16 protein-coding genes are annotated in these 23,611 nt (G+C 74.6%); 5 read left to right on the top strand and 11 right to left on the bottom strand.

All coding sequences use genetic code 11. From position 1 onward, the window contains the following. Positions 1–4 precede the first annotated feature (4 nt). Entirely contained in the window at positions 5–1,333 is a 1,329-nt protein-coding gene (locus ACIPXB_RS29650) for an ABC1 kinase family protein (RefSeq protein ID WP_401454696.1), read from the top strand. 6 nt (positions 1,334–1,339) lie between these two features. Here the strand turns inward: ACIPXB_RS29650 and ACIPXB_RS29655 are convergent, their stop codons facing one another. The 5 genes from ACIPXB_RS29655 to ACIPXB_RS29675 form a co-directional block, all read right to left on the bottom strand. Next, positions 1,340–1,546, bottom strand: coding sequence for a hypothetical protein (locus ACIPXB_RS29655; RefSeq protein WP_401454697.1), 207 nt, complete (start codon positions 1,544–1,546; stop codon positions 1,340–1,342). Between the two features lie 107 nt (positions 1,547–1,653). Beyond that, positions 1,654–1,989: a hypothetical protein gene (locus ACIPXB_RS29660; protein ID WP_401454700.1), complete on the bottom strand. Its 336-nt coding sequence runs from the start codon at positions 1,987–1,989 to the stop codon at positions 1,654–1,656. Then, positions 1,986–2,354: a WhiB family transcriptional regulator gene (locus ACIPXB_RS29665; protein WP_401454701.1), complete on the bottom strand. Its 369-nt coding sequence runs from the start codon at positions 2,352–2,354 to the stop codon at positions 1,986–1,988. Before ACIPXB_RS29665 ends, ACIPXB_RS29660 begins: the two co-directional genes overlap by 4 nt. 173 nt (positions 2,355–2,527) lie before the next feature. Further along, complete coding sequence (locus ACIPXB_RS29670) at positions 2,528–2,863, bottom strand: hypothetical protein (protein ID WP_401454702.1); 336 nt, start codon at positions 2,861–2,863, stop codon at positions 2,528–2,530. A 164-nt stretch (positions 2,864–3,027) separates the two neighbouring features. Continuing rightward, positions 3,028–5,259, bottom strand: a complete 2,232-nt coding sequence (locus tag ACIPXB_RS29675) for an ATP-dependent DNA helicase UvrD2 (RefSeq protein WP_401454704.1) — start codon at positions 5,257–5,259, stop codon at positions 3,028–3,030. A gap of 183 nt (positions 5,260–5,442) precedes the next feature. Between ACIPXB_RS29675 and ACIPXB_RS29680 the strand changes: the two genes are divergently transcribed. Further along, positions 5,443–5,703, top strand: a complete 261-nt coding sequence (locus ACIPXB_RS29680; protein WP_401454706.1) for a mycoredoxin — start codon at positions 5,443–5,445, stop codon at positions 5,701–5,703. An 81-nt stretch (positions 5,704–5,784) separates the two neighbouring features. Here ACIPXB_RS29680 and nudC read toward each other — a convergent pair whose 3' ends face one another. From nudC to ACIPXB_RS29705, 5 genes are all read right to left on the bottom strand, one after another. Further along, on the bottom strand, positions 5,785–6,723 hold the full coding sequence (nudC, locus tag ACIPXB_RS29685; protein ID WP_401454707.1) for an NAD(+) diphosphatase: 939 nt from the start codon (positions 6,721–6,723) through the stop codon (positions 5,785–5,787). A 42-nt stretch (positions 6,724–6,765) separates the two neighbouring features. Then, positions 6,766–8,253: a dipeptidase gene (locus tag ACIPXB_RS29690; RefSeq protein WP_401454709.1), complete on the bottom strand. Its 1,488-nt coding sequence runs from the start codon at positions 8,251–8,253 to the stop codon at positions 6,766–6,768. 10 nt (positions 8,254–8,263) lie between these two features. Then, positions 8,264–12,265, bottom strand: a complete 4,002-nt coding sequence (locus ACIPXB_RS29695) for a UvrD-helicase domain-containing protein (protein ID WP_401454711.1) — start codon at positions 12,263–12,265, stop codon at positions 8,264–8,266. A gap of 400 nt (positions 12,266–12,665) precedes the next feature. Further along, entirely contained in the window at positions 12,666–16,304 is a 3,639-nt protein-coding gene (locus ACIPXB_RS29700; protein ID WP_401454811.1) for a UvrD-helicase domain-containing protein, read from the bottom strand. Between the two features lie 279 nt (positions 16,305–16,583). Further along, the gene (locus tag ACIPXB_RS29705) at positions 16,584–17,129 is read right to left on the bottom strand and encodes an MGMT family protein (protein ID WP_401454714.1); all 546 of its coding nucleotides are present in this window, start codon (positions 17,127–17,129) and stop codon (positions 16,584–16,586) included. Between the two features lie 125 nt (positions 17,130–17,254). Here ACIPXB_RS29705 and ACIPXB_RS29710 point away from each other — a divergent pair, with 125 nt between their 5' ends. Together ACIPXB_RS29710 and ACIPXB_RS29715 are read left to right on the top strand one after the other, a co-directional pair. After that, positions 17,255–20,047 (top strand): YbhN family protein, encoded by a 2,793-nt coding sequence (locus tag ACIPXB_RS29710; protein WP_401454813.1) that lies wholly within the window; start codon positions 17,255–17,257, stop codon positions 20,045–20,047. A gap of 224 nt (positions 20,048–20,271) precedes the next feature. Beyond that, the gene (locus tag ACIPXB_RS29715) at positions 20,272–21,024 is read left to right on the top strand and encodes a class I SAM-dependent methyltransferase (protein WP_401454716.1); all 753 of its coding nucleotides are present in this window, start codon (positions 20,272–20,274) and stop codon (positions 21,022–21,024) included. A 63-nt stretch (positions 21,025–21,087) separates the two neighbouring features. Here the strand turns inward: ACIPXB_RS29715 and ACIPXB_RS29720 are convergent, their stop codons facing one another. Then, positions 21,088–21,921 carry a MerR family transcriptional regulator gene (locus ACIPXB_RS29720; protein WP_401454718.1) on the bottom strand — a complete coding sequence of 278 codons (834 nt, stop codon included), beginning with the start codon at positions 21,919–21,921 and terminating at the stop codon, positions 21,088–21,090. A 116-nt stretch (positions 21,922–22,037) separates the two neighbouring features. On the opposite strand from ACIPXB_RS29720, the gene ACIPXB_RS29725 reads away from it, so the two are divergent. After that, a complete protein-coding gene (locus ACIPXB_RS29725) occupies positions 22,038–23,567 on the top strand; it encodes an alpha/beta hydrolase (RefSeq protein ID WP_401454721.1) in 1,530 nt (509 codons plus the stop codon). The last annotated feature ends 44 nt before the right edge of the window (positions 23,568–23,611 follow it).

The following is a 23,611-nucleotide window of genomic DNA, read 5'->3' on the forward strand; positions in this document are numbered from 1 at the left end:
GCGCATGTCTGATCTACCCCGGAAGGCGGTCACCCGTACCGTCAAGCTGGCCGCGCTGCCGCTCGGCATCGCGGGCCGGGCCACCTGGGGACTGGGCAAGCGGATCGGGGGCAAGTCGGCGGAGATAGTGGCGCGCGAGCTGCAACAGCGCACGGCCGAGCAGTTGTTCCGCACACTCGGCGAACTCAAGGGCGGTGCCATGAAGTTCGGGCAGGCGCTGTCGGTCTTCGAGTCGGCGCTGCCGGAGGAGATCGCCGGGCCGTACCGGGCCGCGTTGACCAAGTTGCAGGAGGCGGCGCCGCCGCTGCCGGCGGCGACCGTGCACCAGGTGCTGGCGGAGCGGCTCGGCGAGGACTGGCGGGATCTGTTCGAGGAGTTCGAGGACAAGCCGGCGGCGGCCGCGTCGATCGGGCAGGTGCACCGGGCGGTGTGGCACGACGGGCGGCAGGTGGCGGTCAAGATCCAGTACCCGGGGGCCGGTGAGGCGCTGCTGTCGGACCTGAAGCAGCTGGGCCGGTTCGCGGGGCTGCTGGGGCCGCTGGTCCCGGGCATGGACATCAAGCCGCTGATCACGGAGATGCGGGACCGGGTCACGGAGGAGCTCGACTACGAACTGGAGGCGGAGGCCCAGCGGATCCACGCGGAGGAGTTCCAAGGCGATCCGGATGTGATCGTTCCGGATGTCGTGCACCAGGGGGACCAGGTGCTGGTCTCCGAGTGGCTGGAGGGCACCCCGCTGTCGGAGATCATCGCCGACGGCACCCAGGAGGAGCGGGACCGGGCGGGCCAGTTGCTGGCCCGGTTCCTCTTCTCGGGGCCCGCCCGCACCGGGCTGCTGCACGCCGATCCACATCCGGGCAACTTCCGTCTGGTGACCGGGCCGGAGGGCCACATACGGCTGGGAGTCCTGGACTTCGGCACGGTCGACCGGCTGCCCGGCGGGCTGCCGGCGCCCATCGGCCGCGCGCTGCGGATGACCCTGGAGGGCGACGCGGAGGGGGTCTACGGCCACCTGTGCGCCGAGGGCTTCGTGAAGGAGACGGTCGAGCTCGAACCGAGCGCGGTCCTGGACTACCTCGCGCCGATCATCGAACCGGCCGACGCGGAGGAGTTCACCTTCTCGCGCGGCTGGATCCGTGGTCAGGCCGCCCGGATAGCCGATCCCCGCTCCCCCGCCCACCAGCTGGGGCGCATGATCAACCTGCCGCCGTCCTACCTGCTGATCCACCGCGTGACGCTGAGCACCATCGGTGTCCTGTGTCAGCTCGGGGCAACGGTCCGGTTGCGTGAGGAACTCGAGGCCTGGCTGCCGGGGTTCCTGCCGGAGGACTGACCGGCCTCACCACCAGGAGGAGTCGAGGCGTCCTTCGATCGCGCGCAGGTTGGCCCGGGCGCAGTCGACGCAGAAGTACTGGCGGGTGCCGTTCTCGACGGAACAGGTCCAGGTGGGCGGCGGGCCCTCGGGGGAACGGGTGCCGCAGCGTGCGCAGACGACGGTCCGGGGGGCGGAGTCCGGGGGCGCGGGGCGGGGGGTCGGCTGGTCCACCTCCAGACGATATCGCCGCGGGGGGTGCGGGCCGGTGCAACGCACCGGGGGGACCGGTCTGTTCGGACCGGTCCCCCCGGGGACAGCTGGTACTCCTGGTTCAGCTGTCAGTGCATGACGGCCATGGCCAGCGCACGACGGGCGCGCAGCGAGACGCGCTCGGCTCGCCGCTGCATGCGGCGGGCGGCGACCAGGCGCGCGGCGCGGCGCCCGGCTTCGGCCTCACGCATGCGGTCGGCCATATGGGCGCGAGCCAGGGCTTCTGGAATGAGTTGCATTTCGCGGGTCCTGTTCTGACGCGAGGTGATCGCGCCGGTGGTGATGAAGTCTTCGGTGGCGGAGCCGGACGGCTGCTCGCTCATCAGTGCGGGGGTCATGAGGGCCTGCTTCAGGGGGTCGTGCGTCAGAGGGCGGTCGATGGTTCCGAATCCGGTGGCGTTCATACCGCGACCGGGTTCTTGCGCGGACGGCCACGCGGCCGCTTGCGGGCGACGACCACACCCTGGACGAAGAGCTCCCCACCCCAGACACCCCAGGGCTCACGGCGCTCCTGCGCTCCGGCGAGGCAGGCCTCGACCAGCGGGCAGGTGCGGCAGAGGGACTTGGCGTACTCGACGTCGGCCGGGGACTCCGCGAAGAAGACCTCCGGGTCGTAGGTACGGCACGGGACGGGCACGCCGAGGTTCTCGATGGCGTCGTCGAGCGCGGTGAGCGCGGTGAGCGGAGTCAAGGTGGAGTCCTCCGGGACTGCGGGCGGGGCGATCGTTCGGTTCTGCGGTACGGACGGGGCGTGCGCTTCGAGTTGCACGGTGGTTTCGTTCCTCGTCTGATTCGTTCCGGCCGGTCGGCCGGGGTGGCTGGTACCTGGTCTTGCCAGTCCCGAGGCCCCTTCGCTCCGTCGTCCCCGGTCGGGGACAAACAGAAGGGCCGCGGATCCCGGTGGGGTTCCGCGGCCCTGAAGGCGCCGGCCTGATCGTCGGATCAGGCTGGATCACTCCAGGGTTCGAGCCCGCGGAAGGCCCACATCAGGTCGTGCTGGTGCTTCGTCGTCTGCTGCGTCTTGAATCCGGCACCGGCTGCCGCGAAGCCATAGGCGTGCGCCTGGGCTTCCATTCCTGCCACCGGTGCCTGGGTCGGTCGCTCATTGCGCTCACGCACGGGCAGGGTCGCCAGGACGGCGGGGCTGTCGACGGAAATCGTGGACAGACCGGTACCCCGGAGGGAGAGCGCGGACGCGGCGAGCAGGGTGGAGCCGAGGGTGCAGGAAGCGGCGACCGAGCGATCGGTCATTTTGGTGGTGGTCATGAAGCTGGTCACTGGTCTCGCCTCCTCTCGGCGTCTCGGGGACGGGCTGGTGGGCCTGTCCCGTGTATTCGGATAAGTACAGCACGACAACAGGGCTTCAAAGAAGCCGCTGTTCTCGTGGTTAAGAACCTATGGGGATCCGCAGGGCATGCGCAAACTATTTTTCCGACGAGTTTCTACGCGTCGTCCCGCTCCTCCCCCTCGCGCTCCTGACCTGCGCAGATGGCCAGGACATCGGCCCCGTACCGCTCGAGCTTGCGGACACCCACTCCCGAGATCATCGCGAGCTCGCCGTCCCCGCCGGGCGCGGCCTCGGCGATGGCCATCAGGGTCTTGTCCGTGAAGACGCAGTACGCGGGCATCCCGAGCTCCTTCGCCTGCACGGCCCGCCACTCCCGCAGCCGCTCGTAGAGGCCCTCGTCCATGTCGGACGGGCAGTCCTCGCAGCGCATCAGTTTCAGCTCGCCCGCCTCGGTCAGCGTCTTGCCGCAGACCCGGCACAGCACCGGCCCGCGGCGCCCGCGCGTGCGCCCGGCGCGCTCGCCCGCGGCGGCGGACCGGGCGGCGGCGGGCGAGGAGCCCGGACGCAGGCCGTTCAGGAACCGGCTGGGCCGACGGGAGGCACGGCCGCCCGGAGCCCGCGAGAGGGCCCAGGAGAGGGTCAGGTGCTGCCGCGCGCGGGTGACGCCGACGTAGAGCAGCCGGCGCTCCTCCTCGACCTGGTCGTCGGTCTTGGCGTAGGTGATCGGCATCATGCCGTCGGTGAGGCCGGCCAGGAACACCGCGTCCCATTCCAGGCCCTTCGCCGCGTGCAGGGAGGCGAGAGTGACGCCCTGGACGGTGGGGGCGTGCTGCGCGGCGGCCCGCTCGTCGAGCTCGACCACGAGGTCGGCGAGGGTGGCGCGGGGGCGGCTGCGCGCGAAGTCCTCCGCGAGCCGGACGAGGGCGGCCAGCGACTCCCAGCGGTCGCGCACCGCGCCGGAGCCGGCGGGCGGCTCCGGGGTCCAGCCGTTGCCGCTGAGGACGGCGCGGACCTGGGCGGCCAGCTCGACGACGTCCTCGAGCAGCGGGTCGTTGGCTCCGGAGCGGGCGGCTCCGCGCAGGGTGAGGATGGCGCCGCGCACTTCCTGGCGCTCGAAGAACCGTTCGGCGCCGCGCAGCTGGTAGGGCACGCCGGCGTCGGCGAGGGCCTGCTCGTAGACCTCGGACTGGGCGTTGATCCGGTAGAGCACGGCGATCTCGCCGGCCGGGACGCCGGCCGCGATCAGGTCGCGGATGCGGCGGGCGACGCCCTCGGCCTCGGCGGGCTCGTCGGGGTACTCGGCGAAGACCGGGTCGGGTCCGGGCTCGCGCTGCGAGATCAGCTCCAGGCGGTGCTCGGCGGCCCGGCCGCGGGCCTGGCCGAGGAGGCCGTTGGCGAGGTGGACCACCTGCGGGGTGGAGCGGTAGTCGCGGACCAGCTTGACGATGGTGGCCTGCGGGAAGCGGGTGCGGAAGTTCAGCAGGTGGTCGGGGGTGGCGCCGGTGAAGGAGTAGATGGTCTGGCTGGCGTCGCCGACGACGCAGAGGCTGTCCCGGTCGCCGAGCCACAGGTCCAGCAGGCGCTGCTGGAGCGGGCTGACGTCCTGGTACTCGTCGACGACGAAGTGCTGGTACTGGGCGCGGATGCGGTCGGCGATGTCGTACCGGTCCTGGAGGATGCCGACGGTCAGGAGCAGCACGTCCTCGAAGTCGATCATGCCGCGGTCGCGCTTGAGCTGCTCGTACGTGCCGTAGATCTGGGCGATCTCGGCCATGTCCCGCGGGGCCTCGCGGCCGGCCTTCAGGGCGGCCGCCGGATAGTCCGCGGGGACGGTCTGGGTGACCTTGGCCCACTCGATCTCACCGGTGACGTCGCGCAGCTCGCCGCGGTCGAGGCGGATGCGGCAGCGGGCGCCGGCCTCGGCGACGAGCTGGATCTTGCGCTCGACGAGACGGGGCATCTCGCCGCCGATCGCGCGGGGCCAGAAGTACTGGAGCTGGCGGAGCGCGGCGGAGTGGAACGTGCGCGCCTGGACTCCGCCCGCGCCGAGGGTGCGCAGCCGGCCGCGCATCTCGCCGGCGGCGCGGTTGGTGAAGGTGACGGCCAGCACACTGGCGGGCATGAGCTGGCCCGAACGGACCCCGTAGGCGATGCGGTGGGTGATCGCGCGCGTCTTGCCCGTGCCGGCTCCGGCCAGCACGCACACGGGTCCGCGCAGCGTCGTCGCCACCTCGCGCTGCTCCGGGTCCAGGCCCAGGAGCACCGCGTCGGCCGAGTCTGCGACGGGCGGGAAGTCCGAGGAGTGCGTTGCTGCTGTCACCCCGCCATGCTGCCAGGTCGGGTGGGCCGGACGGGAACCTTGTCCACAGGGGGTGGCGTCTGTCATACGAATGCGCCGGGCGGGTCCGGCGGGTCGGGCGGGGAAACCGGGAGCGGGTCGGACGGGGGTGCCGGAGGCGGGTCGGGCGGGGGTGCCGGAGGCGTTCGGTGGGGGTGCGGGAATGTCCGAGCGGAGTCGTACGTTCGACCCGTAGGACGTACCACGACCCCCGACAGGAGAGCGCCCACCATGCAGGACACGGGATCCGTGACGATGTACAGCACGACCTGGTGCGGCTACTGCCGCCGGCTGAAGAGCCAGCTGGACCGGGAAGGCATCGCGTACACCGAGATCAACATCGAGCAGGACCCTGAGTCCGCGGCGTTCGTCGAGAAGGCCAACGGTGGCAACCAGACCGTTCCCACGGTCCTGATCGTGTCGCCGCAGGGCACCGAGTCGGTCATGACCAACCCCAGCCTGGCCCAGGTCCAGCAGGCCCTCACGGCCTGACGCGCCGGGTCCCGCAGGCCCCCGCCGCCCCCGCCCGCCCCCTCCGCCCATCGGGCCGAGGGGGCGGCGCCGTCCTGCGGGTCAGGACAAGGGCTTCGGGAGGGGCCGGCCGTACCAGAGCTCCACCAGCCGGGCCGCGATCGAGATGCCCGCCGGGGGCAGGACCTCGCCCGCCTCGATCGCCTCGCGCAGATCGTCGCGGGAGAACCAGCGGGCCTCCTGGATCTCCTCGCCGTCGACGGTGATCTCGGAGCTGACGGCGCGGGCGGTGAAGCCCAGCATCAGGCTGTACGGGAAGGGCCAGGGCTGGCTGGCGACGTACCCGACCTCGCCCACCCTGACGCCCGCCTCCTCCCACACCTCGCGGATCACCGACTGCTCGATCGACTCGCCCGGCTCCACGAAGCCGGCCAGCGTCGAGAAGCGGCCCTCGGGCCAGTGCACCTGGCGGCCCAGCAACGCGCGGTCCTGCTCGTCGGTGACCAGCATGATCACGGCCGGGTCGGTGCGCGGGTAGTGCTCGGCGCCGCAGCCCGGGCAGCGGCGGATGTGGCCGGCGGCCGCGACGACCGTGCGCTCGCCGCAGCGGGAACAGAAGCGGTGCATCCGCTGCCAGTTCTCCAGGGCGACCGCGTGGACCATCAGGCCCGCGTCGCGCGGGGAGAGCAGCATGCCGGCCTCGCGCAGGCCCGCCGCCCGCGCGGACTGGTCCATCCGGCCGGGCAGGGCGTCCTTCTGCAGGGCGAAGTAGCGCACGCCCTCCTCGTCCGTGCCCAGGAAGTAGCGGTGCGTCTCGGTGACCGGCGCCTCGAAGGCCGGGGTCATCACGATCTCCGTGCCCCCCTCGGGGGTGTCGTCGATCAGCACCTGACCGCCGGAGACCACGAAGACGCGCGTCGTCGGGTGGCTCCAGGCCGCCGCGAGCCACGCCTCGTCGAGGCGGTGGTGCGCGGCGCGGTCGATCCCGCTCGGCGCGGTGAGCGAAATGGGTCGTGCGGCGTGCTCGGTCGAGATGCTCACAGGTACTTCCAACTCCCCCGGGTGATGGGCGGTATGGCAGGTTCAGGCGGCGGGCGAGGGCGAGGGCGAGGAGGACGCGGCGGCGGGTGCCGAGGCCGTGTCCGCGTCCGCGTCCGGGGCAGGGGCCGGGGCCGGGGCCGTCCAGTGGGCGGCGAGGTCGTCCCACAGGTACGCGGCCGTCTCCACGCCCTTGAGCAGCAGCTCCAGCTCGACCTTCTCGTTCGGCGCGTGCCACCCGTCGGAGGGCACGGAGATGCCGAGGAAGAGCACGGGCGCGCCGAGGACGTCCTGCAGGTCGGCGGCCGGGCCGGAGCCACCCTCACGGGTGAAGCGGATCTTCTCGCCGAAGGCCCGCCCCATGGCCCGTACGACGGACTGGAGCGCCGGGTGGTCGAGCGGCGTCAGGCAGGGGCGGGTGGGGGCGCCGAAGGTGACGGAGTGCCGGATCCCGTCCGGGATCCGGTCCGCGATCCACTGCGTGACGGCCGCCTCGATCTTGTACGGGTCCTGCCCCGACACCAGCCGGAACGACAGCTTCAGCTGCGCGGACGCCGGCACGATCGTCTTGCCGCCGGGGCCCTGGTAGCCGCCGCCGATCCCGTTGACCTCGGCGGTCGGCCGGGCCCAGACCCGCTCCAGGGTGGAGTAGCCGGCCTCGCCGAGGGTGCCGTACGACTTGGCGGTGCGCAGCCACCGGGCCTCGTCGAACGGCAGCTCCGCGATGAGCTCGCGCTCGGCGTCGGTCAGCTCGGCGATGTCGTCGTAGAAGCCGGGGACGGTGACCCGCTCGTCGGCGTCGTGCAGCGCGGCGACCAGGCGGGCGGCGACGGTGGCGGGGTTGGGGACCGCACCGCCGAACGCGCCGGAGTGGATGTCCTGGTCGGGCCCGTGGAGCTCGATCTCGCAGTCGGCGACGCCGCGCATGCCGGTGCAGACGGTGGGGGTGGTCTCGTTCCACATGCCGGTGTCGGAGACGATCACGACGTCGGCGGCGAGCCGGTCGCGCTCGCGCTCGACCAGGTCGCGGAAGTGGGTGGAGCCGGACTCCTCCTCGCCCTCGATCAGCAGCGTGAGGTTGACGGCGGGGGCACTGCGGCCGGTCGCCGCCAGGTGCGCCCGGACGCCGAGGGTGTGGAAGAACACCTGGCCCTTGTCGTCGGCGGCGCCGCGCGCGTACATCCGGCCGTCGCGGACCACCGGCTCGAACGGCTCGGTGTGCCAGCCGTCGGCGCGCTCGGCGGGCTGGACGTCGTGGTGCCCGTAGACGAGGACGGTCGGGGCGTCCGGGTCGCCGCTGGGCCAGTGGGCGAAGACGGCCGGCGCGCCGGGCGTCGGCCAGACCTCGACGGTCGGGAACCCGGTGCCGCGCAGGGCGTCCGCGAGCCACTCGGCGCTGCGCCGTACGTCGTCCGCGTGCTCCGGCTGCGCCGAGACGGAGGGGATGCGCAGCCATGCGGCAAGGTCGTCGAGGAAGGCGGCGCGGTGCGTGTCGATGTACGTACGGACGGCGCTGTCCGGGGTGTCGCTCATGGCTACGAGCCTAGCTGTCCACCTGGTGGGCACGGCCCGTGTCCGTTTTGCCTTGGAGGATCGCCTCAAGGCGCCGTCGGCCGGGGAGTCTGCGCGGGCGGATCACGCGGCCGCTGCGGACGTGGAGGAAGGCGGCGGTGACGTTCTTCAGGAGCGTGCCGGTGGTCTCCGCCCAGGCCAGGCGGTAGACGGCCAGCTGGAGGGGGTCGGCCTCGGTCGTCCGGCCGGTCTTCCAGTCGACGATCTCGTAGCGGGTGGTGCCGTCGTCGTCCTCCGTGCGGTACACGGCGTCGATACGGCCCCGGATCACGCGGCCGGCGAGGGTGAGCTGGACCGGCACCTCCATGCGGTACGGGGTGCGGTCGGCGTACGGGCTGCGCTCGAAGGCCGCCTTGAGGGCGTCGAGATCATGGGCGTCGGCGACGTCCTGGTCGGAGCCGGGGAGTTCGGTGACGGGGTCGAGGACGTCGAGGAGCGGCAGGGGCAGCTCCTCGAAGCGGGACTCGACCCAGGCGTGGAACCGGGTGCCCTGGCGGGCGGCGGGCTGCGGCGGCTTGGGCATGGGGCGGGCGAGGTCGCGTACGAAGCCCTGCTCGTCGGCGGCCAGGCGCAGGAGCTGGCTGGCGGAGAGGGCGGCGGGCAGCTCGACGTCGCGCACGGCGGCGCGGGTACGCCGGAGCTCGCCCTCGAGGGCGTCGAGGTCACGGTCCCAGGAGGCGATGGTGCGGGCGTCCTCGGGGGTGAGCGCGTCGGCTCCGTGCGGGCCCTGGGGCCCCCGGGCGGCGGGGACGGCGTGCGGGACGTCGTCCCGGGACGGGGGCTGCGGTGCGGGGCCGGTGCCGGGGCCGGTGCCGTGCCGGGGCGGACCTGGGTCGGGGGTGACCGGGGGGTCTTCCCCCGCCCCGCCCCTTCCCGAAACCGGGGCTGCGCCCCGGACCCCGCGCGGCGCGGCCCCGCCGAGGGCGGACAGGACTGCGCCCTGCTCCGCGCCGGGGGCGGCCGGGGCTACGCCCCCGGCGCCGTGCGCCGCCCCACCGCCGGCCACGTGGCCGGCCCCGTCCACGCCCCGCGCGACACGCGGCACCGCGCCCTTCGACAGACCGGCGTCGGGCAACGCCCCGTCACGGGCACCCCTCGGGCCTGGGACGGCGCCGCCGTCCGACCACGGGCCCTCGCCGGGCCGGTGAGCTTCGCCGAGCCGCGGGGCGTCGTCGGGCCACGCGCCCTCGTCCGGCCAGGAGGCCCCATCGGGCCACGGGCCGCCATCGGGTCGGAGGGCTTCGCCCGTCCACGGGCCCTCGCCGGGCCGGGAGGCCTCGTCCGGCCAGGAGGCGTCGTCGGGCCCCACGGCTTCGTCCGGCCACGGGGCGTCGTCCGGCCACGGGGGGTCGTCGTACGACGGTTCGTCGCAGTGTGGGGGCCAGAGGAAGGGGTCGTCCTCGGAGGCCGCGGCAGCCGGCGCGGCCGGGGGCTCGTGGTGCTGGTCCCGGGGGGTCGACAGGTGGGATTCGACCAGGGCCGCCGCCTGGCGGCGGCGGACGAGGGAGGCCGGGTCCAGGGGGAGGGGCCAGGCGTGGTCCGGGGTGGCCTCCTGCGCCAGGGACGGGTTCTCGGCGTCCGGGTCCGGGGCGTCGGCCCACGCCTCGATCTCGCCGTGGCCGGCCACGCAGTGGTCGTACAGCGCCGTCAGGAACGCCGACGGCCCACGCGGCCGCTTCTGGGCGGGGCCCCACCAGTGCGCCGACGCCAGCAGCAGCGAGCGGGGCCGGGTGAAGGTCACGTACCCCAGGCGCAGCTCCTCCGTGGACTGGTGGTCCTTGAGCGCCGCGCGGAACGCCTTCAGCCCGGCCGAGGTCCACGGCGGATCCTCCGGCAGGGTCGCGGCGTCGCCGCGCAGGGCGTGCGGCAGCACCTTCGCGTACGAGGTCCACGCCTCGCGCGGCTGCTCGCTCGGGAAGGCGTGCCGGTACAGGCCCGGTACGGCCACCACGTCCCACTCCAGGCCCTTGGACTTGTGCGCCGTCAGCACCTTGACCGTGTTCTCACCGCCCGGCAGCGCGTTGTCCAGGCCCTTCTCGTACTGGGCCGCCGTCCGCAGGAAGCCCAGGAACGCCAGCAGCGAGGCCTCGCCGTCGAGCGAGGCGAAGCCGGCCGCGACGTCCAGGAAGTTGGACAGGGTCTCGCGGCGGCGGGCCGCCAGCGCGTGCGGGGAGGCGGACAGCTCCACGTCCAGCCCGGTGGTGGACAGCACCCGGTGCAGGACGTCCATGAGCGGGTCGGCGAGCGAGCGGCGCAGGTCGCGCAGTTCCTGGGCCAGGTACGCGAAGCGGACGCGGGCGTCCGGGGAGAAGGGCAGTCCGTCGTCGTCGTACGACGCGCCGTCGAGGAAGGTCTCCAGGGCGTCGGCCAGGGAGATGATCTCGGAGGGGTCGACGCCCTCGACCGCGGCCGCGAGCCGGTGGTCGGGATCGTCGTCCGCGCCGGGGTCGCGGGCGACCAGGAGGCGGGCGCGGCGGCCCAGCAGGGCCAGGTCGCGCGCGCCGATCCGCCAGCGCGGGCCGATGAGGAGGCGGACGAGGGAGGCGTTGGCGCCGGGGTCCTGGAGGACCTCGCAGACCGCGACGAGGTCGGCGACCTCGGGCAGGTGCAGCAGCCCGGACAGGCCGACGACCTCGACCGGCACGTCACGGGAGACGAGCGCGGCCTGGATCGCCGCGAAGTCGGTCGCCGAGCGGCACAGCACCGCGATCTCGCCGGGTTCGGTGCCCGTACGGACGAGGTGGGCGAGGGAATCGGCCAGCCAGTCGAGCTCCTGGGCGTGGGTCTCCAGCAGCGCGCAGCGCACCTGGCCGTCGTACTCGGCGCCGGGCGCGGGGCGCAGCGCCTCCACCCCCTCGTGCAGGGCGCGCAGGGGGGCCGCCAGGCCGTTGGCGAGGTCGAGCAGGCGGCCGCCGCTGCGGCGGTTCTCGCTGAGGGAGAAGCGGGTGGCGGGGCTGCCGTCGGCGTGGGCGAAGTGCTCGGGGAAGTCGTCGAGGTTGGCGACGGAGGCGCCGCGCCAGCCGTAGATCGCCTGGCAGGGGTCGCCGACGGCGGTGACGGCGTGGCCGGTGCCGGAGCCGAACAGTCCGGACAGCAGCAGCCGCTGGGCGACCGAGGTGTCCTGGTACTCGTCGAGGAGGACGACCCGGAACTCGTCGCGCAGGAGGGTGCCGACCTCGGGGCGGGTGGTGGCCAGCTCGGCGCACAGGGCGATCTGGTCGCTGAAGTCGAGCAGGTCGCGGGAGCGTTTGGCGGCGCGGTAGCGGCCGACGAGTTCGAGGAGCTCCAGGCGGCCGCGGACCGCCTCGGGGACCTTGCGCAGGTCGTCGTTGGTGAGCCGGACGCCGGCGAGGGTGTCGAGGAGGCCGGTGTCGTACGCGCGCAGCGCGGCCGGGGTGACCAGGTGCTCGGAGAGTTCGCCGTCCAGTGCGAGGAGGTCGCTGACCAGGTCGGGAAGGGACTTCGTCAGGGACGGGTACGGGCCCGGGGCCTCGCGCAGCACGCGCGCGGCGAGCTGGAAGCGGGTGGCGTCGGCGAGGAGGCGGGCGCTGGGCTCCAGGCCGATGCGCAGGCCGTGGTCCTTCAGGAGCTGGCCGGCGAAGGCGTGGTAGGTGGAGATACGGGGCTCGCCGCCGGCGTCCTCGGCGGACCCTTCGGCTGGCTGGACGGGGAAGGGGTCCGGGTCGGTGATGCCGGCGCGGGCGAGGGCGGTGCGGACGCGTTCGGCGAGCTCGCCGGCGGCCTTGTTGGTGAAGGTCAGGCCGAGGACCTGGGCGGGCTCGACCTGACCGGTGCCGACCAGCCAGACGACGCGGGCGGCCATGACCGTGGTCTTCCCGGAGCCGGCTCCGGCCACGATGACCTGCGGGGCGGGCGGTGCGGTGATGCAGGCCGTCTGCTCCGGGGTGAACGGGATGCCGAGGAGCTCCTTGAGCTGCTCGGGGTCGGTGAGGACGGGGGGACGCGCGGACACCTCAAAAGGCTAGCCGCCCACACCGACACTCCGCCCCGCCACCGGTCCGCGCAGCGGCACGGGCCGACCGGGGGGTGCCGCCGGACGGGCCCGCCAGGGCCACCGGGCCACCGGGCCACCGGGCCACCGGGCCACCGGGCCACCGGGCCACCGGGCCACCGGGCCACCGGGCCACCGGGCCACCGGGCCACCGGGGCGGCCCATACCTCGGCCGGCGGCCCCGGGCGGCGGGGGGCCGCGCCACGGGGCAACGGCGGGCGGCCCGGAGCCAGGCGGCCCCGACGGCCCCAGGGGGTCCCTGGGGCCAGGAGGCCAGGAGGCCAGCGGCCACGGGCCACGGGCCGGGTTCCCCGGGGTTCCAGGAGCCCCGAGGCCTCGGGGACCCCGGGGAGCCCCCGGGTCAGTCGATCACGTGGCGGCCTTCCGGGCGGGCGCTGCAGGCCGCGCGGAAAGTACAGCGGGAGCAGTGGTCGCCCGTCGCCGGGGTGAAGCGTTCGTCCAGGACGCGGCCGGCGGCGCCGGCGAGCAGGTCGCCGACCCAGTCGCCGTTCAGCGGCTGCTGGTGCTGGATCTTGGGGACGGTGTCACCGCCGTCCTTCTTCGCCGCGCCCTGGCGCAGCTGCACCAGTTCGGCTCCGCCCGCCTCGGGGCGGTGGCCGTCGAAGACCTCGTCGACGGCGCCCTCGCGTACGGCCAGCTGGTACACGGCCAGCTGCGGGTGCCGGGCGACCTGCTCCTTCGTCGGCGCGGCCTTGCCGGTCTTGAAGTCGACGACGTACGCACGCCCCTGCGGGTCGGCCTCGACGCGGTCCATGGAGCCACGGATGCGGATCTCGTACTCCCCCGCGCCCAGCGTGACGTCGAAGTCGTGCTCGGTGGCGACGGGCGTACGGCCGCCCCGGTCGGAGTGGTGCCAGCGCAGGAAGCGTTCGAGGGCGGCGCGGGCGTTGTCCTTCTCCTGGCGGGACTTCCAGGGCGCGTCGAAGGCGAGGGCGTCCCAGACGGAGTCGAGGCGCTCCATGAGGACGGCGAGGTCGGCCGGGGTACGGCCGGAGGCGACCTCGTCGGCGAGGACGTGGACGACGTTGCCGAAGCCCTGGGCGGCGGTGGCGGGGGTGTCGGCCTTGACCTCGCGGCCGAGGAACCACTGGAGGGAGCAGGTGTTGGCCAGCTGGTCCAGGGCGCTGCCGGAGAGGGCGACGGGCCGGTCGCGGTCGCGCAGCGGGACCCGGGAGCGGGTGGGCTCGTACAGGCCCCACCAGCGCTGCGGGTGCGCGGCCGGGACCAGCGGCCGGTCCTCGTCGTCGGTGAGCGCGGCGAGGCGGGCCAGCCGGCGGGCGGCGGCGTCGCGCAGCGCGGGCGAGGCGTCGGGGTCGACGGTGGTGGCGCGCAGTTCGGCGACGAGCGCGGGGACGGCCAGCGGGCGGCGGGGGCGGCCGGTGACGTCCTTCGGGGTGACGCCGAGCTCGGTGAGGAAGCGGGAGGGCTGGTCGCCGTCCTCGGCGGGGGCCTTGACGGCGGTGACGACGAGGCGGTCACGGGCGCGGGTGGCGGCGACGTAGAAGAGGCGGCGTTCCTCGGCGAGGAGGGCGCCGGGGGTGAGGGGCTCGGCGAGGCCGTCGCGCCCGATGCGGTCGGCCTCCAGGAGGGAGCCGCGGCGGCGCAGGTCGGGCCAGAGGCCCTCCTGTACGCCGGCCACGACGACGAACCGCCACTCCAGCCCCTTGGAACGGTGGGCCGTCATGAGGCGGACCGCGTCGGGGCGGGTGGCGCGGGTGGTGAGGGTGTCGGCGGCGATGTCCTCGGCGTCGAGCTGTTCGAGGAAGTTGAGGGCGCCGCGTCCGCCGGAACGTTCCTCGGCGCGGGCGGCGGTGTCGAAGAGGGCACAGACCGCGTCGAGGTCGCGGTCGGCGTTGCGGCCGCCCGCGCCGCCGCGGCGGGCGCTCCGCTCCAGGCGCTGCGGCCAGGGGGTGCCGTCCCAGAGGGTCCACAGGGCCTCTTCGGCGGTGCCGCCGCCCGCGAGGAGCTCGCGGGCCTTGCGCAGGAGCAGGCCGAGCCGCTGGGCGCCGCGGGCGTAGGCGGGGTCGTGGGCGACGAGGCGCTCGGGCTCGGCGAGGGCGCGGGCGAGGAGGACGTCGGAGGGGGCGGGGACGCGGACGCCCGCCGCCCGCTCCTCCTCGCGCAGGGCGCGGCCGAGGCGGCGGAGGTCGGCGGCGTCCATGCCGCCGAGGGGTGAGGCGAGCAGAACGAGCGCGTCCTCGACCCCGACCCACCCGTCCCCGGCGGCCCCGGCCTCCCCGGCGTCCGGCCCACCGTCCCGGCCCGCGGCCGGGTCGGCGTCCGGGCCGACGGCGGCTTCGCCGCCGGGCGCGACGGGCCCGGCCGGGAACTCCTGGTCCGGGCTCAACGCACCGGCGGCCGGGACATGCCCGGCGCCAGGACCGACGGGAGCGGCCAGCCCGTCCGCCCCGGTTTCCGGAGCGGGTCCCGGGACCGCGGCGGCCTCACCGGCCCCGGCGGCTCCGGTGACCGGGGCCGCGGCGGTGGTCCCCGGCCCCGAGGCCGGGCCCGGCGAGACCCCGGACGGCGTGGCCGGGGGCGGCGTGGCCGGGGCGGTGGCCGAGGCCGGGCCCGGCGGGGTCAGGCCCGGCGCGGCCAGGGACGGCGCGGCCAGGGACGGCGCAGCCGAGGACGACGCGGCCAGGGACGGCGTGGCCGGCGTCGGCGCCTTCGTCGGCCCCGGATCCGGTGCCGCCAGGGCCGCCGTTGCCGTGACGCGGAGGGCCGTGAGGAGGGGGGAGACCGCCGGTTCGTGGCGCAGGGGGATGTCCGCGCCGTCCGTTTCCACGGGGACGCCCGCCGAGACCAGGGCGCGGCGCATCGACGGGAGGGTACGGCCGCCCGCGCGGACCAGGACGGCCATGTCCTGCCACGGGACCCCGTCCTCCAGGTGGGCCCGGCGCAGGATGTCGGCGATGTTGTCCAGTTCCGTCGCCGCCGTCGGGTACGTGTACACCTCGACGGCCCCGCCCTCCCGCACCGCCGTCAGCTCCCGGTGGGCCCGCACCGCCGCCACGGGCAGCCGGGGTACCGGCATCCGCGCCGTCAGCAGCCGGGTCGCCGCCAGCAGCGCGGCGCCCGAGCGGCGCGAGACGGCCAGGGTGCGGACCTCGGCGCCGGGGAAGGCCGAGGCGAAGTCGAGGATGCCGTTCATGTCGGCGCCCCGGAACACGTAGATCGACTGGTCGGGGTCGCCGAAGGCCACCAGCGAGCCGCCGCCGCCCGTCAACGCCTGGAGCAGCCGTACCTGGGAGGCGTCCGTGTCCTGGTACTCGTCCACGAACACCACGTCGTACAAAGACGCGATCGACGGCGTCCGGTCGGCGAGCAGCACGGCGCGGTGGACGAGCTCCGCGTAGTCCAGGGTGCCCTGGAGGTCCAGGACGTCCAGGTACTCCGAGAGGAACGCGGCCGCCGCCGCCCAGTCCGGGCGCCCGGTCCGCCCGGCGAACGCGGCCAGCGCCCGCGGGCCCAGGCCCAGCTCGCGGGTACGGGCGAGCACCGCCCGTACCTCGTCGGCGAATCCGCGCGTGGTCAGCGCCGCGCGCAGGTCGTCCGGCCACGGGATGGACCTCAGCTCCCGCTGGCCCTCCAGCAGGGAGCGGACCGTGACGTCCTGCTCGGGGCCGGACAGCAGTCGCAGCGGTTCGGTGAACAGGTCCGTGTCCTGGTGGGCGCGCACCAGCCCGTAGCAGAACGAGTGGAACGTGGTGGGCTGCGGCGCCCGCGCCCCGCCCAGCCGCAGCGCCATGCGGTCGCGCAGTTCCACCGCAGCCTTGCGGCTGAAGGTGAGCACCAGCACCCGGGCGGGGTCCTGCCCCGCCGCGATCCGCGCGGCCACCGCCTCGACGAGCGTGGTGGTCTTCCCTGTGCCCGGGCCCGCCAGCACCAGCAGCGGCGCGCCCCGGTGGTCAACCACCGCGCGCTGGCTCGCGTCCAGGAGAGGGGGATCCACCCGTCCCGGCCCGCTGCGCACCAGCCGGTACGCGTCGGGGGTCCGCGTACGCCGCGCGGAGCGGTCGGAAGGAGAGGTGATCACGTGGGGTGCCGGTCCTGGTGGGTCTGCGAGTGCCGAAGAGGCAACGCTACGGCACGCGCCACGTCCCGCGCAGGTCTCGGTCCGGGGGCTCGGGCGGCCCTCCCGGCCGGCCGCACGCTGCCACCCCTACGGGTACCCCTACCGCCACCCCTGTCCCGGCCCCGATCGCGGCCGCGCGGTCCGTCGACCGCCCGCGGCGGCCGCGGATGGCCGAAGCTGTCAGGTGTGAGGCCGAGCCCCCTGCCCGTGGTTGTGTCCGCGTCCGCCGTCGCCGGGCCGGTCGTCCGCGTGCCCGTCGTCGCCGGGCCCGTCGTCGCCGTCCCAGCGCGCCCGCCGCATGTCGAGCCGCGGACCGGCGGTCGAGTCGCGCAGCGGCGTGGCCTCGGCCCGGTAGTGCTCCAGGGCGCGCCGCTCGTGGCCCGGCAGCGGTACGCCGTCCGCGCGGACGACCCGCCACCACGGGACCGGGCCGCCGTACAGGGCCATGACACGCCCGACCTGGCGCGGACCGCCCTCGCCGAGCCATTCGGCGACGTCGCCGTACGTCATCACCCGGCCGGGCGGAATCCGCTCGGCGACCTCCAGCACCCGCTCCGCGTACTCCGGCAGCTCGTCCATGCGGCCCATACTGCCCGACGTGGTCACGGCGCTCCGGACGATCACGGACGCCCGCGGCGGGGCCCTCGGCGGCGGCCGCGTGGAACGCTTGCTTCCACGGGGGCGCACACCCTGATGCCCCGCGCCCCCGTCCGTCCGTGCCACCATCTTCCGGGCGGTGACTGGTGATACGTGATCAAGAAGAGACTGCAGTGACGGCGAAGGAGCAGGGTGTGAGCCCCCCGGACGACGCGAAGAACGGCGCGACGGCCGAGGTCGGGCACACCCCCGCCATGCCCCGGGCCGGCCGGGAAACGCCCCCGCCGGGCCCAGGCCGCACCCCCGCCCGCGCCGACGCCGACGCCGAGGCCCGCCCCGCCGACGCCGCCCCCGACCCGCACGCCGCCCCCGACCCGCACGCCGCCCCCGACCCGCACGCCGCCCCCGACCCGCACGCCGCCACCGACCCGCACGGCCCCCACGGCGCCACCGACCACCTCGAGGTCGACGAGCCGCTGCTCGCCGCCCGCGTGCACCGCCCCTCCGACCTCGTCCGGCTGCTCGTCGGCATCCTCGCCATCGCCCTCGTCCTCGGCCTCGCCGCCTTCGCCCACGGCACCACCGCCGGCCTGGAGGCCGACATCAGCCAGGGCACCGACCAGGCCCCCGATCTGCTGATCAAGGTCGCCGGGCTGGTGTCGAGCATCGCGGTGCTGCTGGTGCCGGTCGCCTTCGCCATCGAACGGCTGATCAAACGCGACGGCCTGCGCATCGCCGACGGCGTCCTCGCCGCCGTCCTCGCGCACGGCGTCACCCTCGCCACCGACCTGTGGGTCTCGCGCGCCGCCCCCGGCAGCATCCAGGACGCGCTCACCCGCGCCACCGGCGCCGGCGACACGCTCACCGACCCGGTGCACGGCTACCTCGCGCCCGTCATCGCGTACATGACCGCCGTCGGGATGACCCGCCGGCCCCGCTGGCGCGTGGCGCTGTGGGTCGTGCTGCTCCTGGACGCCTTCGCGATGCTGGTCAGCGGTTACACCACACCCTTCTCGATCATCCTCACCGTGCTGATCGGCTGGAGCGTGGCGTACGGGACCCTGTACGCCGTCGGCTCCCCCAACGTCCGGCCCACCGGCCAGAACCTGCTCGCCGGTCTGCGCCGGGTCGGCTTCCAGCCGGTCAGCGCGATGCGCGCCGAGCCGGCCGAGGGGCCCGACAGCGCCGAGCAGAACGACCGGGGCCGCCGCTACCACGTCACGCTGGAGGACGGGCCGCCGCTGGACGTCACGGTCGTGGACCGCGAGCAGCAGGCGCACGGGTTCTTCTACCGGGTCTGGCGCCGGGTCACACTGCGCGGGATCACCACCCGGCGCAGTCTGCAGTCGCTGCGCCAGGCGCTGGAGCAGGAGGCGCTCCTGGCGTACGCCGCCATCGCGGCCGGGGCGAACGCGCCGAAGCTGATCGCCACCTCCGAGCTCGGCCCGGACGCCGTGATGCTCGTGTACGAGCACCTGGGCGGCCGGAGCCTGGACACGCTCACCGACGAGGAGATCACCGACGAGCTGATCCGCAACGCCTGGCAGCAGGTGCGGGCGCTGCAGTCGCGGCGCATCGCGCACCGGCGGCTCACGGGCGACGCCCTGGTGGTGGATCGTTCCGGCAATGTCACCCTCACCGACCTGCGCGGCGGTGAGATCGCGGCCGGCGACCTGGTGCTGCGGATGGACATCGCGCAGCTGCTGACCACCCTCGGCCTGCGGATCGGGGCGGAGCGCTCGGTGGCCTCGGCGGTGGAGGTGCTGGGGCCGGACGCGGTGGCGGACTGCCTGCCGCTGCTCCAGCCGATCGCGCTGAGCCGTTCGACGCGGGCGACGCTGCGCCGGCTGGCGCGCGAGCGTTCGCAGCGCGAGCGCGAGGCGGTGCTGGAGTCCTCGCGGGCGGCGAAGGCGGCGCGCGAGGCCGAACGGGAGGCGGAGTCGGCGGCGAAGAAGTCGCCGAAGTCGGTCAAGGCCGAGTCGAAGGCGGACCGCAAGGCCGAGAAGCGGGCGCTGGACGTGGCCCTGGACGAGGCCCGCGAGGAGGACCTGCTGAGCCAGATCCGCCGCCAGGTGCTGCTGATCCGGCCGCAGGCACCGGTGGAGCCGGCCCGCCTGGAGCGGATCCGGCCGCGCACGCTGGTGTCGTTCATCGCGGGCGCGTTCGCGGCGTACTTCCTGCTCTCGCAGCTCACGCACGTGGACTTCGGGCGGGTGATCGGCGAGGCGCAGTGGGCCTGGGTCGGGGCGGCGGTCGCCTTCTCGGCCCTGAGCTACTTCGCGGCCGCGATGAGCCTGCTGGGCTTCGTGCCCGAGCGGGTGCCGTTCCTGCGCACGGTCACCGCGCAGGTGGCGGGCTCCTTCGTGAAGCTGGTGGCGCCGGCGGCGGTCGGCGGTGTCGCGCTGAACACCCGCTTCCTGCAACGGGCGGGTGTCCGGCCGGGGCTGGCGGTGGCGAGCGTGGGCGCGTCGCAGCTGTTCGGGCTGGCGAGCCACATCCTGCTGCTGCTGTCGTTCGGCTACCTGACGGGGACCGAGAAGACACCGGAGATGACCCCGTCCCGTACGGTCATCGCGGGTCTGCTGACGGTGGCGGTGCTGGTGCTGGTGGTCACGGCGGTCCCCTTCCTGCGCAAGTTCGTGGCGACCCGGGTACGGGCGCTGTTCGCGGGCGTCGTGCCCCGCATGCTGGACGTGCTCCAGCGGCCGCAGAAGCTGGTCACGGGCATCGGCGGCATGCTGCTGCTGACGGGCTGCTTCGTGATGTGCCTGGACGCCTCGATCCGGGCGTTCGGCGGCGGCCAGACGCTCAGCCTGGCGAGCGTCGCGGTGGTCTTCCTCGCGGGCAACGCGCTGGGGTCGGCGGCGCCGACGCCGGGTGGTGTGGGCGCGGTGGAGACGACCCTGACGCTGGGTCTGATCGCGGCGGGCCTGGACAAGGACATCGCCATCTCGGCGGTGCTGCTGTTCCGCCTGATGACGTTCTGGCTGCCGGTCCTGCCGGGCTGGATCTCCTTCAACTACCTGACCCGCAAAGAAGCGATCTGAGGCCGTCGGAAACCGGTCCGGGCGGTCCGCGAGAACGGCCCGGCACGGCCCTGTGCGGGTCCGGGACGGCCATGCGCACCCACCCCGGTGCGGGCCCCTTCCCGACCCGCACCGGGTCGCCCGGACGGCCGTACACGCACGCCCCACACCCGCCCCGCACCTGGTCTGACCTGCGCTTTCATGCCTTCCGAAGGTAAAATGGAGGCACGGAGAAGGGGGGCCGGATGGACCGGAGCATCCGCACGATCGACGACGTACTGGCGCTGCTGGACGGCCTGTTCGCGCCGGAGGCCGACCGCTGGACGGCCGGCGGGGCGTCCTGGTGGGACGGCTTCTACGCGGACCGCACCAAGGAGGTGCCGTTCTTCGTGGCGAAGCCCGACGAGCACCTGGCCGGGTACCTCGACCAGGGCCTGGTCCCGCCGGGCGGCCGCGTCCTCGACCTCGGCTGCGGCCCGGGCCGCAACGCCCTCCACCTCGCGTCGCTGGGCTTCGAGGTCGACGCCGTCGACCTCTCCCCCACCGCCATCGCCTGGGCCGCGGAACGTGCCCGCGCGGCGGGACCGGAGATCGCGGGCCGGGTGCGGTTCCATCGCGGCGACGCCTTCGCCGCCGAGACCGCCGCCGCGCTCGCCGGCCCCTACGACCTGATCCACGACTCCGGCTGCTTCCACCATCTGCCGCCGCACCGCCGCATCAGCTACCTGGCCCTCCTCGAGCGGTCCCTCGCCCCCGGCGGCCATCTCGCGCTCAGCGCGTTCGCCGCCGGCGCCATGGGCTCGGAGCTGTCCGACGCCGACTTCTACCGGCAGGCCGGGCTGCACGGCGGCCTCGCCTACACGCCCGAGTCCCTGCGCCGGATCTTCGCCGGCCTCACCGAGGTCGAGCTGCGCCGGATGCGCGCGCAGCCTCCCCGGTCGCCCCTCTTCGGGGAGTCCTTCCTCTGGACGGCGCTCTTCCGCCGCGACCCGCGGTAGCGGCGAACGGGAAGGGTGAAAAGCGGCGAGCGGGGAGCGGAGCGGGCGGCCGGCGCCGGAGCCTCAGGGGCGGGCCGCGTCGGCGGCCCACTCCCCGATCAGCTCGCCGAGCAGGGCCGCGCAGCGGGCCTGGGCCGGGGAGATCGAGGCCGGCAGGGAGGCGTACGCGGCCATCTCGGCGCTGTGCGCCCGGCCGGTGTCCGGGTCGAAGGTGACGTCGTCGTCGAGGAAGTCGGCCTCCGGGAACCCCGCCGCCCGCTCGGCGGCCTCGCAGGACTGGATGTGCACGAAGTAGTCCCGCGCCAGCCGTTCCACCCGCGGGTCGTCCACCGCCGCGTCCGCCAGCTCCATCAGCTCGTGCTCCAGCCGCCGTTGCTGCTGACGCAGCCGCGGGTGCAGCGCCAGCACGTGATGGGTGGTCGCCTCGCGTTCGGCGATCTGCGGCCCCAGCAGGTGCTCGGTGACCAGCAGGGAGTCCAGTTCGGCCGCCTCCAGCGACCCGGCGGCCGGGCCCAGGGCGGCCAGCACCCGCTCGGACAGCAGCCCGTGCGGGCCGCCGGCCAGGCGCAGCCGGCGCAGCGCCGCCCGCCGGCCGGCGAGCTGCGCCTCCTGCTCGGCCAGCGAGGCGTCCAGCTCCGCCAGCAGTTCCTCGGGGTGCGTCCGGGCGGCGAGCGCCGAGCGGACCTCGTCCAGCGTCATCCCCAGCTCCGCCATGCGCCGTACCCACAGGATCCGCACGATGTCGTCGTAGCCGTAGCGGCGGCGGTCGTCCGGCCCCCGCTCCGGCTCCGGCAGCAGGCCGATGTCGTGGTAGTGGCGCAGCGTTCGCGGGGTGGTGCCCGTCAGCGCGGCCGCCTCGCCGATCAGCACCTGCCGTGCCGTGTCGTTCTCGCTCATGGTCACTACCAGAGCAGATGACGTCACGGGATGCGCAAGCAGGCACCGCCCACCGCCCGCCCGGCTGCCACCCGCATGGGTCACGGCGGGGGCGGAGCCACGGCCCCCGCCGCAGGATGGGGACCATGCCCCATATCGCCCTGCGAGCGACCCTCGCCACCGCTGCCGCCGCCGCGCTGCTCATGCTCGGCGGGTGCTCCGACGAACCGGAGGAGAAGGGCACGCTCGACTGGGGGAAGTGCCCGGCGCCCACCCCGATCGAGGGCGGCGGGGAGAGCCCGGGCAAGAACTGGCAGTGCGCCACCCTCCAGGTCCCCCTGGACTGGTCCAAGCCCGACGGGGAGAAGATCGACCTCGGCGTCATCCGCACCAAGGCCCGTGACCCGGAGAACCGGCTGGGGTCGCTCGTGTTCAACTTCGGCGGCCCGGGCGGCTCCGGCATCACCACGCTGCCCGGCGCGGCGAAGGAGTTCGAGGCGCTGGGCCGGCGGTACGACCTGGTGAGCTTCGACCCGCGCGGGGTGGGCCGCAGCGAGCCGGTGCGCTGCAAGACCGACCGGCAGCTGGACGCGTACTACGCCCAGGACGCCACGCCCAGCACGCCCGAGGAGGAGAAGGCCTACGTCGACGGCATCCGGCAGTACATCGAGGCCTGCGAGCGGAACTCGGGCGAGATCCTGCCGTACGTCGGCACCGAGAACGCCGCCCGCGACCTGGACGCCCTGCGCGAGGCGCTCGGCGAGCCGAAGCTGAACTACTTCGGGATCAGTTACGGCACCGAGCTGGGCGGGGTGTACGCCCACCTCTTCCCGAAGAACGTCGGCCGCGCGGTCTTCGACGCCGTCGTGGACCCGACGAAGACCTCCTGGGAGAGCGGACTGGGCCAGGCCAAGGGCTTCCAGCTGGCGCTGGACAACTTCGCCCAGGACTGCGTGGACCGCGGCGACGCCTGCCGGCTCCAGGGCAGCACCCCGGCCGAGATCGAGGAGAACATCGTCAAGCTGCAGAAGCAGCTGGCCGACCGGCCGCTGCCGGTGGGCGACCGGCAGCTCACCGAGTCCGCCGCGACCGGCGGGATCGCGCAGGCGCTGTACTCCAAGGAGCTGTGGCCGCTGCTGGAACAGGGGCTGGACGAGGCCGAGGGCGGGCAGGGCCAGCTGCTGCTCGCCCTGTACGACGCGATCAACGGGCGGGACCAGAACGGGCACTACAGCAACATCGGAGCGGCGAACACGGCGATCAACTGCGCCGACTCCAAGGACCGCTACACACTGGCGGAGACCAAGGCCAAGCTGGCCGAGTTCCGGGCGGCCTCGCCCGTCTTCGGGGACTACCTGGGCTGGGCGATGCTCGGCTGCACCGGCTGGCCGGTCGAGGGCGCCTCGGCGACTCCGGACGTGAGTGCCCCGGATTCCGCCCCGATCCTGGTCATCGGCAACACCGGTGACCCGGCGACCCCGTACGAGGGCGCCCGGAAGATGGTGGAGCGGCTCGGGCCGGGGGTGGGCGTGGAGCTGACGTACAAGGGCGAGGGGCACGGCGCGTACAACAGCGGCGACGCGTGCGTGCAGCAGGCCGTGAACGCCTATCTGCTGGAGGGCAAGGTGCCGCCCGCGAACACCGTCTGCACGGCGCCGCAGCAGTAGGCGGGCAGGAAGAGGGGACGGAGAAGGGGCCGTACCGCGTCCCG

Source organism: Streptomyces sp. NPDC090022 (genome assembly GCF_044748145.1).
Lineage (GTDB): Bacteria > Actinomycetota > Actinomycetes > Streptomycetales > Streptomycetaceae > Streptomyces.

Excerpts from the sequence above, each read along its gene's own strand:
- ACIPXB_RS29680 (WP_401454706.1), top strand. The coding sequence starts at position 5,443 with ATGCAGGACACGGGATCCGTGACGATGTACAGCACGACCTGGTGCGGC.
- ACIPXB_RS29675 (WP_401454704.1), bottom strand. The coding sequence starts at position 5,259 with ATGACAGACGCCACCCCCTGTGGACAAGGTTCCCGTCCGGCCCACCCG.
- ACIPXB_RS29705 (WP_401454714.1), bottom strand. The coding sequence starts at position 17,129 with ATGGTGGCACGGACGGACGGGGGCGCGGGGCATCAGGGTGTGCGCCCC.
- ACIPXB_RS29715 (WP_401454716.1), top strand. The coding sequence starts at position 20,272 with ATGGACCGGAGCATCCGCACGATCGACGACGTACTGGCGCTGCTGGAC.
- ACIPXB_RS29660 (WP_401454700.1), bottom strand. The coding sequence starts at position 1,989 with ATGAACGCCACCGGATTCGGAACCATCGACCGCCCTCTGACGCACGAC.
- ACIPXB_RS29650 (WP_401454696.1), top strand. The coding sequence starts at position 5 with ATGTCTGATCTACCCCGGAAGGCGGTCACCCGTACCGTCAAGCTGGCC.
- ACIPXB_RS29720 (WP_401454718.1), bottom strand. The coding sequence starts at position 21,921 with ATGAGCGAGAACGACACGGCACGGCAGGTGCTGATCGGCGAGGCGGCC.
- ACIPXB_RS29725 (WP_401454721.1), top strand. The coding sequence starts at position 22,038 with ATGGGGACCATGCCCCATATCGCCCTGCGAGCGACCCTCGCCACCGCT.
- ACIPXB_RS29690 (WP_401454709.1), bottom strand. The coding sequence starts at position 8,253 with ATGAGCGACACCCCGGACAGCGCCGTCCGTACGTACATCGACACGCAC.
- ACIPXB_RS29710 (WP_401454813.1), top strand. The coding sequence starts at position 17,255 with ATGCCCCGGGCCGGCCGGGAAACGCCCCCGCCGGGCCCAGGCCGCACC.